Source organism: Streptomyces sp. NPDC002092 (assembly GCF_053593775.1).
This window is the reverse complement of the sequence record NZ_JBSFDG010000013.1, coordinates 1-14,395: the sequence shown is the minus strand read 5'-3', so window position 1 is coordinate 14,395 and position 14,395 is coordinate 1. Positions and strand designations below refer to the sequence as shown.

Genomic DNA, 14,395 nt, shown 5'->3' with positions numbered 1-14,395 from the left:
CAGATGACCATGGAGGGGGAGAAGACGACGGCACCGGCCGGGTCCGCCAAGCGGGCCCTGGTCGGCCGGCTGTCCTGGGGGCTGGCCGACCAGGCGGCCTCCAGCATGTCCAACTTCGCGGTGGGCATCTACGTGGCCCGCTCGCTGGGGGTGACCGCGTTCGGCGTGTTCAGCCTGGCCTGGGTGACCTACGGCGTGGTGCTCAACGTCTCCCGCGGCCTGTCCACCGACCCGCTCGTGGTCCGCTTCAGCGGTGTCCCGGACGCGTCCTGGCGCGGCGCGGTCGCCCGGTCGACGGGTACCGCACTCGGCGTCGGCACCGCCATAGGCGCCGTGTGTCTGCTGGCCGGGCTCGGTCTCGGCGGTCGGCTGGGGCCCGCGTTCGCCTGCCTCGGCGTCATGATGCCGGGCCTGCTGCTGCAGGACGCCTGGCGATTCGGGTTCTTCGCCGCCGGCAACGGGCGCAAGGCCTTCGTCAACGACGTCGTGTGGGGCGTCGCGCTCGTCCCCGCCATGGTCGTCGCGGCCCATGTGGGCAGCGTGGCCGCCTTCGTGCTCGCCTGGGGCGCGTCCGCCACCGTGGCCGCCGCGTACGGCTGCCTCCAGTCCGGCATCCGGCCCCGGATGGCAGAAGCACGCGGGTGGCTTCGCGAACAGCGCGATCTCGGCTACCGGTACCTGGTCGAGAACGTCAGCCTCAGTGGCGCCAGCCAGCTGCGGGCGTACGGGCTCGGCGCGATCGTCGGGGTCGGCGCGGTGGGTGCGGTGCGGGGCGCCGAACTCCTGATGGGCCCGTTCCTCGCCGTGCTGATGGGCCTGTCGCTGGTCACCGTCCCGGAGGCGGCACGCGTGCTGCGCCAGGCCCCGCACCGCCTCGGCGCGTTCTGCCTGCGGCTGGGCGGCGGGCAGGCCGTCGCCGCGCTCCTGTGGGGCGGGGCCCTGCTGCTGATGCCCGACCGGCTCGGCGACCTCGCGCTCGGCGACGTGTGGCACTCCTCCTCGCACCTCATCGTGGCGATCACCTTCAGTGTCGCGGGCGCGGGCCTCGGCACCGGCGCGGCGGCCGGGCTGCGCGCGCTCGGCGCGGCCCGGCGCAGCCTGCGCTGCCAGCTGTTCGCCTCCGCCTGCTATGTCGGCGGCGGGCTCGGCGGCGCTGCCCTGGCCGGCACGGTCGGCTCGGCCTGGGGTGTCGCCGCCGCGACCGTCAGCGGCTCGGCCGTGTGGTGGCTGCAACTGCGGTCGGCCCTGCGCGAGCGCGACCACAACTCCGTTCCCGAAGTGAGGACCTCATGACCGCCCAACACAGGCTGAGTATCGGCCTGCCCGTGTACAACGGCGAGGAGTACCTCGCCGAGTCGCTCGACGCCCTGCTCGGGCAGACCTACGAGGACTTCGAGCTGGTCATCTCCGACAACGCCTCGACCGACGGGACCGAGGACATCTGCCGCAAGTACGCCGCGCAGGACTCCCGCATCCGCTACATCCGGCTGCCCCGGAACGTCGGGGCCACGCCGAACCACAACTACGTGTTCACCCAGTGCCGCGGCGAGCTGTTCAAGTGGGCCTCGCACGACGACCTCTACGCCCGCGACCTCCTGCGACGGTGCATCGAGGCGCTGGACGAGCAGCCCGACGTGATCCTCGCCCACGCCGACCAGGCCGTCATCGACGGCGACGGCCAGGTGAAGGTCCCCTACGAGTACACGCTCGCCACCGACTCCCCGCACGCGCCGGAGCGCTTCCGCAGCCTGCTCTTCGAGCCGGGCGGCGACGACTTCTACGGCGTGATGCGGGCCGACATGCTGCGCCGGGTCAAGCCGCTCGACAGCTACCACCACGCGGACCGCACCTTCGTCGCCGAGATCACCCTGCACGGGCGCTTCCACCAGGTGCCCGAGCTGCTGTACTTCCGCCGCGACCACCCCAACCGCGCCGAGCGGGCCAACCCCTCCAAGCGCGCCCGGTGCGTCAACCTGGACCCGCGCCGGGCAGGCCCGATGCACCCGACTCCCCGGCTGCTCGCCGAGTACATCTGGGGCTTCGCCGCGGCGATCCGGCGGGCGCCGCTGTCCCCGGCCGACCGGCGCGAGTGCTACCGCCACATGGGCGCCTGGATGACCAGCCGGGTACGGCCCGGCGCCGGCGAGCGGGTCGAGGACCGCGCCCCGGTCGACCCGGCAGCGCTCAGCGTCTTTGTCGACGACCTCGTCGCGGGCCGCGAGGGGCGGCGGGCATGAAGACGGCGACACGCGTGGGCGTGTTCGGCCTCCTCGGCTCCGGCAACCTCGGCAACGACGGCTCGCTGGAGGCCGTACTCGGATACCTGCGCACCGAGCACCCGGACGCGGCCGTGGACGCCCTGTGCGGCGGACCCGAGGCCGTGACCAGCCGGTTCGGGATCCCCGCCACACGGCTGCACTGGAACCGCGCGGAGTACCGGACCGCGTCACGTGCGAGCGCGATCGCGTCGAAGGGCCTGGGCAAACTCGTCGACGTCTTCCGCACCGCCGCCTGGGTGCGCCGACACGACGTGGTGATCGTGCCGGGCATGGGCGTCCTGGAGGCCACGCTGCCACTGCGGCCCTGGGGCTTCCCGTACTCGCTGTTCCTGCTCTGCGCGAGCGGCCGGCTGCTCGGCACCCGTGTCGCGCTGGTCAGTGTCGGCGCCGCCGAGATCCGCAACCGGCCCACCCGGGCCCTGGTGCGCTGGTCGGCTCGACTGGCCGCCTACCGCTCCTACCGGGACGAGCAGTCCCGTGACGCGATGCGGGCGATGGGCGTGGACACCGCCCGCGACGAGGTCTACCCGGACCTCGCGTTCTCCCTGCCCACACCGCCGTCGAGCGCGCCCCCCGGCTCGCCGGGCACCGTCTGCCTCGGCGTCATGGACTTCCACGGCGGAAACGACGACCGCGCCCGGGCCGACGAGATCCACCGCCGCTACCTCGACGGGACGATCCGGTTCGTCCGCACGCTGGTCGAGGAGGGCAGGGCCATCCGTCTGCTCACCGGCGACCAGTGTGATGTGGCGGTGGTCGAGGCGATCCTCGACGCGGTGGACTCGCCGCTGGTCACCGCCGCCGAACCGGCGTCACTGGCCGACCTGATGAAGGAGATGGCGGCGGCCGACACCGTGGTCGCGGTCCGCTACCACAACCTGATCTGCGCGCTGAAGACCGGCACCCCGGTGCTCGCCCTCAGCTATGCGGCCAAGAGCGACGCGCTCATGGACCGGATGGGCCTCGGCGCCTTCTGCCACCCCGCGCGCGAGGTCGACGCCGACCGGTTGCTCGAACAGTTCCGGACGCTGGAGAAGAGATCGGCCGAGCTGCGGCAGGTCCTCACCGAGCGCAACCAGGCCGCGGCAGAGCAACTCGCCGAGCAGTTCGCCGCGTTGACCGCGGCCCTGTTCCCGACGACCGACCACCCTCACACCCTGCGGAAGGCTCGATGAAAGCGACCGAAGTCCCGGAGATCGCCGGCGCGTACCTGTTCGAGCCCACGCCGTACGCCGACGAACGCGGCTTCTTCTGCCGCACCTTCGACGCCGACGTGGTTCGCTCGGTGGGCCTCGACCCGAACGCCTTCGTCCAGGACAGCGTCTCCCGCTCGGTCCGGGGCGTGCTGCGCGGCCTGCACCTGCGCTCAGGGGCCGGCGAGGCCAAGCTGGTGCGCTGCTCGTACGGGAAGATCTTCGACGTCGTCGTGGACCTGCGCCCGGGCTCACCGACGTACCGCAACTGGGCCTCTTTCGAGCTGTCCGGTGACACGCAGAAGACCGTGTACATCCCGGCGGGGTGTGCCCACGGCTTCCAGGCTCTTACCGAAATCGCAGACACCTCTTACCGTATCGACCGTCAGCACGATCCGTCCGAGGACGTGACGATCGCCTTCGACGACCCGGAACTCGCCATTCCCTGGCCGCTGCAGGTCACGTCGATGTCCCAGCGGGACCGGGAGGCGCCGAGCCTCGCCGAGGTCCTCAAGCACCAGGAAGGGTGAAGTCGGTTGACCACCGAACACACCGAAGCGACCGCGGAGTTCGTCCTGCCCCGGTCACGGGCGGCGAACGAGCGCCTGCACGCCATGATCCCCGGAGGCGCGCACACCTACGCCAAGGGCGACGACCAGTACCCCGAGAACCTGGCCCCCGTCATCAGTCACGGCCGCGGCGCCCATGTGTGGGACGTCGACGGCAACCGCTACATCGAGTACGGCTCCGGCCTGCGCTCGGTCAGCCTCGGCCACGCCCATCCACGCGTGACCGAGGCGGTACGGCGGGAGATCGACCGCGGCAGCAACTTCGTCCGGCCCTCCATGGTGGAGGTCGAGGCCGCGGAACGCTTCCTGGCCACGGTGCCGACCGCCGAGATGGTGAAGTTCGCGAAGAACGGCTCCGACGCCACCACCGCCGCGGTGCGCCTCGCCCGCGCCGCCACCGGCCGCCCGCGGGTGGCCCTCTGCGCCGACCATCCGTTCTTCTCCACCGACGACTGGTTCATCGGCACCACCCCGATGTCCGCCGGCATTCCGCAGACGACGAACGAGCTCACCGTGTCCTTCCCCTACGGGGACCTGGCGGCCACAGAGGAACTGCTCACCCGCTACCAGGACGAGATCGCCTGCCTGATCCTCGAACCCGCCACCCAGACCGAACCGCCGCCCGGATACCTCGCCGGACTGCGCGAACTGGCCGACCGGCACGGCTGCGTGCTGATCTTCGACGAGATGATCACCGGCTTCCGCTGGTCCGAGGCGGGCGCCCAGGGCCTGTACGGCGTCGTCCCCGACCTCTCCACCTTCGGCAAGGCACTGGGCAACGGCTTCGCCGTCTCCGCGCTGGCCGGTCGCCGCGAGCTGATGGAGCGGGGTGGGCTGCGCCACTCCGGCGAGCGGGTCTTCCTGCTGTCCACCACGCACGGTGCGGAAACGCACTCGCTGGCAGCCGCGATGGCCGTGCAGACCATCTACGCCGAAGAGGGCGTCACCGCACGGCTGCACACGCTCGGCGAGCGGCTGGCGGCCGGTGTCCGCGAGGCCGCGGCCGGCATGGAGGTCGGCGAGCACATCGTGGTCCGGGGCCGGGCCAGCAACCTGGTCTTCGCCACCCTCGACGAGAACGGGCAGCCGTCGCAGGAGTACCGCACCCTGTTCCTGCGCAGGCTCATCGAGGGCGGGGTGCTCGCCCCGTCGTTCGTGGTGAGCAGCGCGCTCAGCGACGACGACATCGATCACACCGTCGATGTGGTGGCCCAGGCATGCGCGGTGTACCGGAAGGCACTGGACGCCGGTGACCCCACTCCCTGGCTGGCCGGACGACCGGTGAAGCCGGTGTTCCGACGCTTGGCGTGACGTCAGCGACGCTCCAGCCGACCGGCGTCGGCCGTGCGAACGGCCCGCCGGTCGGCCGCACGGTCGACCAGCCAGGCGGTCGCCGGTACCACCGCGAGTGCGGTGCACCAGCCGCCCAGCGCGTCGGTCGGGTAGTGCGCACCCAGGGCGACCTCCGCCCACCCCATCGCGGCGCCGGCCATGAGCGCCACGGTGAGCACGAGTGACATGCCGGCGGCCCTGCCGAGGCCGAGTCGGCCGGTCGCGGGCAGCGCCGCCGTGAGGGCGAGCGCGGTGAAGAAGGCGGTGTGCCCGCTCGGGTAGGACAGGTTGTCGGCGCCGTGGATGGTGCGTCCCACCACGTGCTTGAGCAGCGTCGCCGTCCCCACGGTCAGGCCGGCACCTGCCACGACGAGCACCGCGACGCGAGGACGCCGAAGCAGCAGACATCCCGCCACCGCGGCCAGGATCACCATCACCGATCCAACGGGCTCCCCCAGGAAGTCCAGGGTCAGCGCGACATACCGCCACGGCGGCCGCACACTGTCCGCGGTCGGCGCGATGATCCAGCGGTCAACTCTGCCGGGCTCGCCGTGACCGGCGTACAGGATCCCGATCGCGGCGACCACCAGCGCGGCGAGGACCGAGATCAGCCCGAGCAACGGGCGCAACGACAAGGGCAGCACCTCGGGCGCCGGCCGGCCGGTCACACGCACACCGCGTCCGGTCGGCCCGCGCCGACTTCCGGGCCCGCTCCTGCCAGGCGATCCAACGCGAGCCCCCCGTCGTGTCCGATTCCCCCCTCCAGCGATCATAACGGCCGCGTGGACACCCGTTCTGGGGCTTTTACGTGTCCTAGGGATAGCTGGTCAGGTCGGTCACGTTGGTGCCGGAGTTGGAGGGGCCGCCCGTGTTGTTGATGACGTGGCTGATGGTGCCGGTGCCGCCGAGGGAGACCGTCACCATGCTGGTGAACCGGACGCCCGCATTGTTCGGCGCCTCGATGGCGTGCGCGGCCACGACACCGGGGTTCACGTTGAAGTAGCAGTAGCTGCCGAGGCCGTACGCCTGGTGGCTGGTCACCGAGTCGGCGACCTTGTAGGCCGCGTAGCCCTGGGTGGAGCCGTTCATCCAGGCCGCCTGGTTCGGTGGGTCGTAGGGCATCTCGTTCTGGAAGAAGTAAGTGCGGCCGCCGTTGCCGTTCCAGACGGTCTGGTACTTCTGGAAGTGCTCGACGAACAGGCCGTACATCGTCACGGCGTCACCGTTGACGATCATTCCGGTGTCCGCGGTGTTGCTGGTCCAGCCGACGCCACTGCCGTGGTCGGCGCGCCAGATCCACATGTGGTCGCCGATGACGTTGTCGCTGTTGACGATCAGGCCGGTGGTCACCTTGCCGACGCCCGCGCCGCCCACGCGGAAGTAGACGTCGTGCAGAGAGGTCGGGTCGGCCGTGTGGGAGGCGGCGGAGCCGCTGGGCCCGACCTCCAGCAGGCTCGGCGAGTTGGTGGTGCCGGCGTCGAACAGCAGGCCGGCGATCTTCACGCCGTCGACGTCGGCGACCTTCATGGCGGTGATGCCGTTGTCGGGGACGAAGGTGGCCAGTCCCAGACCGAGGACGACGGTGTCGGCGCGGTTGATCTGCAGGGTCTGGTCGAGGTGGTAGACGCCCGGGGTGACCAGTAGGTTCTTGCCCGCCGCGAGGGCGGAGTCGATCTGCGAGGCGGTGGCGCCCGGCTTGACGACGTAGAAGGAGTCCAGCGAGAGCGAGGAGCCCGAGGCGCCGCTCGACCAGCTGGTGCCCGAGGAGTTGGACCGCGCAGACGGCACGAACACCTGGTAGGCGCCGTTGCCGTCGACGTACAGGAACGGCTTCTCGCGGGAGACCGGGCTCTGCGCGACTGTCGTGTAGGGCGGGTTGGGGAAGCTGGTGGCGGGGACGCCCGTGCTGCCGGTGAAGACCATGTTCCAGTTGGCGCCGGTCCAGCTGCCCAGCTGGGAGTTACGGGTCAGCCACTGCTGCTGGGTGCCCGAGTCGACCCGGCCGTCGATCTTGCTGTCGGCGATGAGGCCGCCGCTGGACCAGCCGCCGTCGTCCAGGGCGAGGTTGCCGCGCAGATGCATCCGGCGGTACGGCGCCGCCTGCGAGACCGCCCAGCGGTCGCTTCCGCCGCTGGGGTTGACCGACAGGTTCTCCGCGCCGCGCCAGAAGTTCTGGGTGGCGTTGCCCTGGAACCAGTCGGCCTCGGCGTGCACCGCCCCGTTGATCGTCACCGCGTCGGGCGACAGGCCGAGGCCCAGCACCTGGGTGTAGAAGCCGACGTTGACGTCGGCGCCGTAGGCACCCGGCTTGAACAGCACGGCGTAGCGCTGGGAGCCGAACTGGTTGGTCTCCTGCTGCTGGAAGATCGTGTTCAGCTTGCTCTGGATCGTCGAGGACGACATCGAAGGGTCGAAGACGACCACGTTCGGACCCAGGTCGTTGGCGGCCGACTGGGTCACCGGTACGACCTGGAAGCGCTGGGCCGCGGTGCCGTTGCAGGTGTACTGCACGAACTGCACGCTGTCGGCGGTCGAGGCCGCGGGGTCGTCGAGGCACTTGCCGCTGTTGCGGTTGACGAAGTGGTAGGCGCCGCCGCCGTCGTCCACCGGCAGCCACTGCTGATTGCTGCCGCCGCCGTAGGCCCACAGGTGGACCAGTGCGTTGTCGGCGGTGGAGACGTCGGCGACGTCCGCGACCTGGTTGGTGTCGTTGGCGTTGCTGATCCGGACGTATCCGTCGCTCGTGGCGGTGAGGCTCCACTGCTGTGCCGCGGTGCCGTTGCACGAGTACTGCTGCACGGCGGTGCCGTTGGCGGTGGCGGCCGCCTTGGCGTCCAGGCACCGGCCGCTCGCGGCGTTCATGACCGTCGCGAAGCCGGTGGGCAGGGCCGTGGCCGCGGCGTGCGCGGGGGCGCCGGTGAGCAGGCCGGCGGACAGGGTGAGAGCGGTGACCGCCAGGGTGGCGGATACGGGGAGCCGTCTGTGTCTGGGCATGACGGGGCGCCCTTTCGTGGGGGGTGGGTACCCGCGCCGCGTTCACCGTGTGAACGGGCCAGTATGCGCGCGGGGTTGGGGTCGCTCGGTGAAACTAAAGGTACGGACCACTTTCGTCAAGGTGTGAAGTAAGCATTGACGAAAGGTGTTTGCCGGGTCGGGTACTCAGCTGCGCAGGAGCCGCAGATCGATCGCGTCCGCCATGGCCTTCATTCCCGCGTCGTCGGGGTGGATGTGGTCGCCGGAGTCGTATGCCGGGTTGAGGGCGGCCGGGTTCGCGGGGTCGCGCATGGCCCGGTCGAAGTCGATGACGCCGTCGAAGGCGCCGCTGGTGCGGATCCACCGGTTGACGCTCTGGCGGATCGCCTCGGCGGCGGGTGTGTAGTAGCCGTTGCCCTCGTCGGGCATCAGGGTGGCGCCGATGACGTGGACATGGTCGGCGTGTGCCTGGTCGATCAGGGTGCGGTAGCCGGCGATGAGGTCCCGGGCGGTGAGCGGCCGGCCGTCGGGACCGGCGTTGTTGCCGATGTCGTTGATACCTTCGAAGAGGATCACGTCCTTGACGCCCGGCTGGCCGAGGGCGTCGTGCCGGAACCGTTTGAGGGCGCTGACGCCTTGCCACGGGTTCGGGACGTCCGTGAGGACGCGGTTGCCGCCGATGCCGGCGTCGACGACGCTCAGCCGCTGCGGGCCCGGTCCGGCGCCGAGCCGGCGTGCGAGGAAGTCGGGCCAGCGGGTGTAGGCGCCGGTCGAGGAGTGGTAGCCGTCCGTGATGGAGTCGCCGAAGGCAACGACGGTCCCCCTCGCGGTCGATGGCAGGACGTCGAGGCCCGCCAGGTAGTACCAGGAGGTCGTGGTGGTGCCGAACGCGGCGGCGCTGTCGTCACCCGTGTGGTTGCCCGAGGCGATGTAGGTGGTGTCGAAGGCGTCGGAGTGCCAGGTCGACATGCCTGTCGCACCGGGGGCGTACAGGCTGACGAGCAGGTTCTCGCCTGCGCCGACCGGGATCGGGACGATGTCACTGACCGCCTCCTCGCCCACCGGGATCGTCAGGTGGCGGGAGCCGGCGAAGGTGACGTTGCGGATGGTGCCGCGCGTCCCCTCGCCGCCGTCGGCCTGGACGGCCAGGTCCACCTCGCCGACATCGAGCGGGACGTTGCTGTACCGGTTGGACAGGGTGAGGCGTGCGCCCGACCCCGCCACGCTGCTGTGCACCACCATCCGGATGGTCTGGTTGTCGAAGGACGGGCCGCCGGTGGTCATGCCGGGCGACCAGGCACTGACCCTGGTGGCCTTGCCCTGCGACGCAGAGGTGGCCGCGCCTGCCCGGCCGGCGGTGCTCAACGGAACGACCGTGAGCGCCATGCCGGTCAGTGCGGCGCACACGGACAGCAGCGGTCGGCGGAACGCCGCCGGTCTTCCCTTTGCAGAGGACATCGTCGTTCTCTCCGCTCATGTCGGGGTGTCGGGGTGTCGGGGAGTCGGGGGATTGGGGCCGGACCGCACTCAGCCGAAGTCGCTCAGGGTGACGGACGCGCCGGGCTTGAGGCTGACCTTCCGGGAGGTGCTGCCCGCGAAGACGGTCGTGTCGCGGCCGCCGACGCTCCTCAGCGTCAGCTGCGTGACCTTGCCGCCTCTCCACTTGAGGTCGGCGACGAAGCCGCCGCGGACGCCGACGCCGGACACCGAGCCCGATCCCGCCCATGCGGCGGGAAGGGCGGGCAGCAACTCGATGTGACCCGGCCGCGAATAGACCAGCATTTCGATCATCGCGGAGGGCGTGCCGAAGTTCGCGTCGATCTGGAAGATGCCGCGGCCGCCTCCCATGTCCATGATGTCGAAGAGGTTGGAGGCGCTGCCGTTGCTGCCGTTCACCGACGGCTTCAGGTTGTTGACGACCAGTTGGTAGGCCTTCTCCGCGTTCTTCAGCCGGGCCCAGCACAGGCTGCGCCAGGCGTTGGACCAGCCGTAGCTGTTCATGCCGCGGGCGGTCAGCAGGGCCGTCGCACCAGCGAGGATGTCCTTGGGCGTGGAGCCGTCCGGGCGGATCCGGTCGCCGGGGAAGAGGCCGAACAGCGGGGAGAGATGACGGTGTGTGGTCTCGCCGAGGTCGTCGGGCGACATCCACTCCTCCAGCCAGCCGGTCGTGGGGCTGACCACAGGCAGGTACAAGCGTTCGCGCAGGCGGTCGACGGTCGTGCCGTAGGAGAGGTCCTTGCCGAGTACGCGGGTGGCGGTCCGGTAGTTGCCGAAGAGGTTCCACACCGCTTCCTGGGCGTAGGTGATGCCCTTGGCGTCCTGCGGGCCCTGCTCGGGCGACCAGTCGCTGTCGTCGACGAGGACCTCGCGCGAGACCCCCGAGGCGTCGGTGACGGTCGTGGTGATGAGGCGGGCCTCCCAGAACTCCACCGCGCCCTTGAGGAGGGGATAGATCCTTTCGAGGTAGGCGTGGTCCTGGGTGAACTCGTAGTGCTCGAACAGGTTCTGGCAGAGCCAGGCATTGCCCGCCGGGTGCCACCACCAACCGCTGCCGCCGTAAGGGTTGGTGGAGAAGGCCACAGCCCAACCGGCGACCCTTCCGCTGGAGTTGCGGAACCTGTTGGTCGCGGTGTTGAACAGCCGCCGCGTGACGTCCGTCCACGAGGGCAGCTGTGCCAGGCAGTAGTCCGCGAAGGCGTCGAAGCAGTCCGGCAGGCCTGTCCGGTCGGCCATCCAGTAGTTCATCTGGACGTTGACGTCGGTGTGGTAGTCGCCCATCCAGTCCGGATCGTTGCCGTCCAGCCACGGGCCTTGCAGGCCCATCGGCAGGCTGCCCCGTGACCCGGAGATCATCAGATAGCGGCCGAACTGCAGGTAGGCCGCCTCGAGTTCGGGGTCGGGGACGTCGTCCCGGTAGCGCGCCTGTATCCGCTGCCAGGTGTCCAGTCTGCGCTGGGCGGTGGACGACGTGCCGAGGTTGATGTCCTGCTGCTCGAACACCGGGCGGAAGTCGGCGACATGGGTGTTCAGGAGGGTGCTCGCGGAGTGGCCGGCGGCGGCCAGGGCCTTGGTTCGCGCCAGGCGCTCCGGATCCACCGACGGGTCGCGGAACCCGGCGGCCGCGTCAGGGGCGTAGTCCGTGCCACCACTGACCACGACGGTCAGGTCCTTGCAGTCGCGGAACGAGAGCGCCGTACCGTCGACCGCGACCGAGCCGGTGCTGCTGTGGGCAGTGACGGCGGCGCCGTACTTCAACCCGTTGGCGAAGGAAGCACCGAACGAGGCACAGCGCCCCGTGCGGTTCGCCGTGGTGGTCTCGCCGTGCGTGCCGGTGAGCGAGACGGTGCCGGTGTAACTGCCGCCGCCCTGCTGGGAGAAGTGCAGGACGATGACGTCGTCGGGGCGGCTGGCGAAGACCTGCCGCAGGTAGGTGACGCCGGACAGGTCGTACGAGGCGCTGACGAACCCCTGGGCCAGGTCGAGGGTACGGCGGTAGTTGTCGACCGAGCCCAGGTCGTGCGCGGGGATGGCGACGGTGAGCTCGGCCAGCAGCGTCAGGGAACCGAAGTCGCCACGTCCGTAGGGGAATTGGCCGTCGCTCTGCAAGGTGTCGTTGAGGCCGCCGGTCCACAGGGTGGCGTCGGTGATCGTCAGCAGTTCGGCGGCGGGATCGTTGCTCGTGAGCGCTCCGAGGCGCCCGTTCCCGACCGGCAGACCCTGCTGGATCATCGAGGTGGGGGAGCCGGGCGCCCGCCACCACAACTGGTTCTTCGCGGCGGCGGCCGCGGACAGCAAGGGGGAGGAAGCGGGCCGGAGGGGGGCCGCCGAGGCGGTGAAGGCGGGCAGACCGCCGAAAGCGGCGATCGCGCCGGCTGTGGAGGCGAGTGTCAGAAAGCGTCTGCGGCTCGGGCGGTTGTCGGATGGCCCGGGGTGCTGAGTGTCCACGTTGTGCACTCCATGTCCGAGGGGAGGGGCGCATGCGGGAGCGACGGACAGGGGCCGTCGGGAGGCAGAGTGATCAGGGCGGGGGGCTGGTCAGGCGGACTTGGGTACGTCGATCCGGTCGATGTCGGGGGCGTAGTCCCAGCCGCTGTCGAACGTGATCGTGTTGGAGCCCGCCTTCAGGGCCAACTGGACGCTGACGGTCTCGACCGTGCTCCAGTCGCCGGTGGAGGGGAACCTCAGGCTGGTGCCGTGGCCGCTGTTGGAGTAGACGGTCACCGAGCGGGGATCGCCGCTGACGTAGCCGACGTTGACGGTGTAGATGCCGTCCTTCTTCACCGTGATGTCGTTGAACTGCAGCTTGCTGTCGAGGTAGAGGTTGCCGACCTTCTTGCCGGCGGAGCAGGCGTCGCACGAGGCCACGGAGGCGTTCCCGGTCAGGGTGTTGTTGCCGGACTCGGCCTCGTAGCGGGTGGTCGCGAGAGGAGCGCCGCCGGGCTTCACGGTGAACAGCCGGGAGCCGTGTGCGGGCAGCGTCGAGGTGATCCGGTTCTTGTACGTGCCGAGGTTCTGGTGGTTCCACAGGTCGCGCACGGCGGCCGCACCGGTGAAGCCGAAGGACGCCCAGTCCGCGGTGACGGAGGCGGGCGAGCCGCCGAGGTTGAACAGCGCGACGGTGTAGGTGCCGTCGGGGTTCTTGGTTCCCCAGACCTGCTGGTCGCCCATCGGGGTGACGGGACGTGCGACGGGCGAGGAGTTCTGGTCGACCGCTATGACCTCCTGGTTGGTGAGCAGGGAGAGGCCATAGCTGTCGAGCTGGGTGAGGTCGTCACCGGTGAACAACGGCGACTTGTCGATGGCCCACAGCGTCATGTAGCTCTGCCGCTCGGCCTTGGTGAGGCCGTCCATCGCGCCGTTGCCGACGTCGATCGCGTCGAGGTCGTTCCAGCCGCCGGGGCCCGCCTTGCGGCTCCATGCGGGAGCGTCGTTCCACCGGTCGTCGACCGAGTTCTCCCAGGTGACCAGGGTGTTGCAGTAGCACTCCACGTCGGTGTCGATGCGCCAGCCGTCGGAGTACTTCTTCCAGTCCGCGGCATGGGAGATGTCGAGCGACCAGGACAGCTCCAGGTGGATCGGCCGCCCGGTGTCGGCGATGGCCTGGTGCCAGGCGGCGACGTCCGCCACGTTGTTGTGGTTGTCACCCGACTGGGACGAACCGGGGCCCACCCCGTCGAGCTTCAGGAAGTCGTAGCCCCAGCCCGCGAGCAACTGCGCCTGCGAGTCTATGTACTTCTGCGCGCAGGGGTTGCCGAAGTTCAACTTGTAGGCGCTGTCCCAGCCGTTGGTGGTGCGCAGGTCAGGGTAGACGACGTCCGCGGTGGTGCAGCCCGGGGCGTCGTGGATCGGCACCTTGCCGTCGCCGTACGCCCCCTTCTCCAGGCCGACGGGCAGATAGATGCCGGCCTTGAGGTCCTTGGCGTGGATGTGGTCGGCGACCGACTTCATGCCGTGCGGGAAGCGCACCGGGTCGGGGGTCTGCCGGCCGTACTGGTCGAACTCGGAGGTCCAGTTCTTGTCCATCCACCAGCCGGCGTCGATGTTGACGTGGTCGTAGCCGTACTTCTTCAGCGTGGTGGCCAGGGCGTCCGTCTGCTTCAGTACGTTCGTCTCGGTGAGGTAGCTGTAGTTGCCGTCCGGGTTCAGGCCCGGGTACTGGGAGGACTGCATGCTCCAGCTGGACCAGCCCATGTACGGCTTGGCCGCCGGGCCGACGTCCGCTGCGGAGGGAGCCGAACTGACCGCTGCGGGCGCGGACTTGGAGGAGACGGGCGCTGCCTGAGTGGCGGCGGCCGGGACCGCGGTGCCGAGCCCGGCCGTGACGGCCAGGACCAGCACGGCTCTGAGGGGACGGCGCGTGAAGCCGGAGAGGGTTCTGGAGGGGGATGAGGGCATGGCTCGCCTCCTGCTTGTGCGGTGAGTGGAGTGGTGCGGCGGTACCCGGTGGGAGCGGGGGGTATGGGGGGAGACCTGGCTAGGGGAGGTCGGCGGCTGAGGCGGATTGCGGGCTGCGGCTCTGCGGCGTCATGGCTGCTCCTCGTACGTCTCC

The 14,395-nt window shown here is 70.3% G+C and carries 10 protein-coding genes; 5 read left to right on the top strand and 5 right to left on the bottom strand.

From position 1 onward, the window contains the following. Positions 1-3 precede the first annotated feature (3 nt). Genes ACWCRD_RS28310 through ACWCRD_RS28290 form a run of 5 tightly spaced genes read left to right on the top strand, consistent with a single transcriptional unit; the run spans position 4 to position 5,352 of the window. Entirely contained in the window at positions 4-1,293 is a 1,290-nt protein-coding gene (locus ACWCRD_RS28310; RefSeq protein WP_450968815.1) for a hypothetical protein, read from the top strand. After that, positions 1,290-2,237, top strand: a complete 948-nt coding sequence (locus tag ACWCRD_RS28305) for a glycosyltransferase family 2 protein (RefSeq protein WP_450968590.1) — start codon at positions 1,290-1,292, stop codon at positions 2,235-2,237. Before ACWCRD_RS28310 ends, ACWCRD_RS28305 begins: the two co-directional genes overlap by 4 nt. Next, a complete protein-coding gene (locus tag ACWCRD_RS28300; RefSeq protein ID WP_450968589.1) occupies positions 2,234-3,454 on the top strand; it encodes a polysaccharide pyruvyl transferase family protein in 1,221 nt (406 codons plus the stop codon). The genes ACWCRD_RS28305 and ACWCRD_RS28300 overlap by 4 nt, the downstream gene beginning before the upstream one ends. Then, on the top strand, positions 3,451-4,002 hold the full coding sequence (gene rfbC / locus ACWCRD_RS28295) for a dTDP-4-dehydrorhamnose 3,5-epimerase (protein WP_450968588.1): 552 nt from the start codon (positions 3,451-3,453) through the stop codon (positions 4,000-4,002). The genes ACWCRD_RS28300 and rfbC overlap by 4 nt, the downstream gene beginning before the upstream one ends. A 6-nt stretch (positions 4,003-4,008) precedes the next feature. Further along, positions 4,009-5,352, top strand: a complete 1,344-nt coding sequence (locus ACWCRD_RS28290) for a glutamate-1-semialdehyde 2,1-aminomutase (RefSeq protein ID WP_450968587.1) — start codon at positions 4,009-4,011, stop codon at positions 5,350-5,352. Positions 5,353-5,354: 2 nt separating this feature from the next. Here the strand turns inward: ACWCRD_RS28290 and ACWCRD_RS28285 are convergent, their stop codons facing one another. The 5 genes from ACWCRD_RS28285 to ACWCRD_RS28265 form a co-directional block, all read right to left on the bottom strand. Next, a complete protein-coding gene (locus ACWCRD_RS28285; RefSeq protein WP_450968586.1) occupies positions 5,355-6,041 on the bottom strand; it encodes a phosphatase PAP2 family protein in 687 nt (228 codons plus the stop codon). A gap of 145 nt (positions 6,042-6,186) precedes the next feature. Continuing rightward, the gene (locus ACWCRD_RS28280; protein ID WP_450968585.1) at positions 6,187-8,367 is read right to left on the bottom strand and encodes an RICIN domain-containing protein; all 2,181 of its coding nucleotides are present in this window, start codon (positions 8,365-8,367) and stop codon (positions 6,187-6,189) included. A gap of 165 nt (positions 8,368-8,532) precedes the next feature. Further along, entirely contained in the window at positions 8,533-9,804 is a 1,272-nt protein-coding gene (locus ACWCRD_RS28275) for an SGNH/GDSL hydrolase family protein (RefSeq protein ID WP_450968584.1), read from the bottom strand. A 69-nt stretch (positions 9,805-9,873) separates the two neighbouring features. Continuing rightward, a complete protein-coding gene (locus tag ACWCRD_RS28270; RefSeq protein ID WP_450968583.1) occupies positions 9,874-12,291 on the bottom strand; it encodes a glycosyl hydrolase family 95 catalytic domain-containing protein in 2,418 nt (805 codons plus the stop codon). Between the two features lie 90 nt (positions 12,292-12,381). After that, the gene (locus ACWCRD_RS28265) at positions 12,382-14,241 is read right to left on the bottom strand and encodes an alpha-galactosidase D (protein ID WP_450968582.1); all 1,860 of its coding nucleotides are present in this window, start codon (positions 14,239-14,241) and stop codon (positions 12,382-12,384) included. Positions 14,242-14,395: the final 154 nt, after the last annotated feature.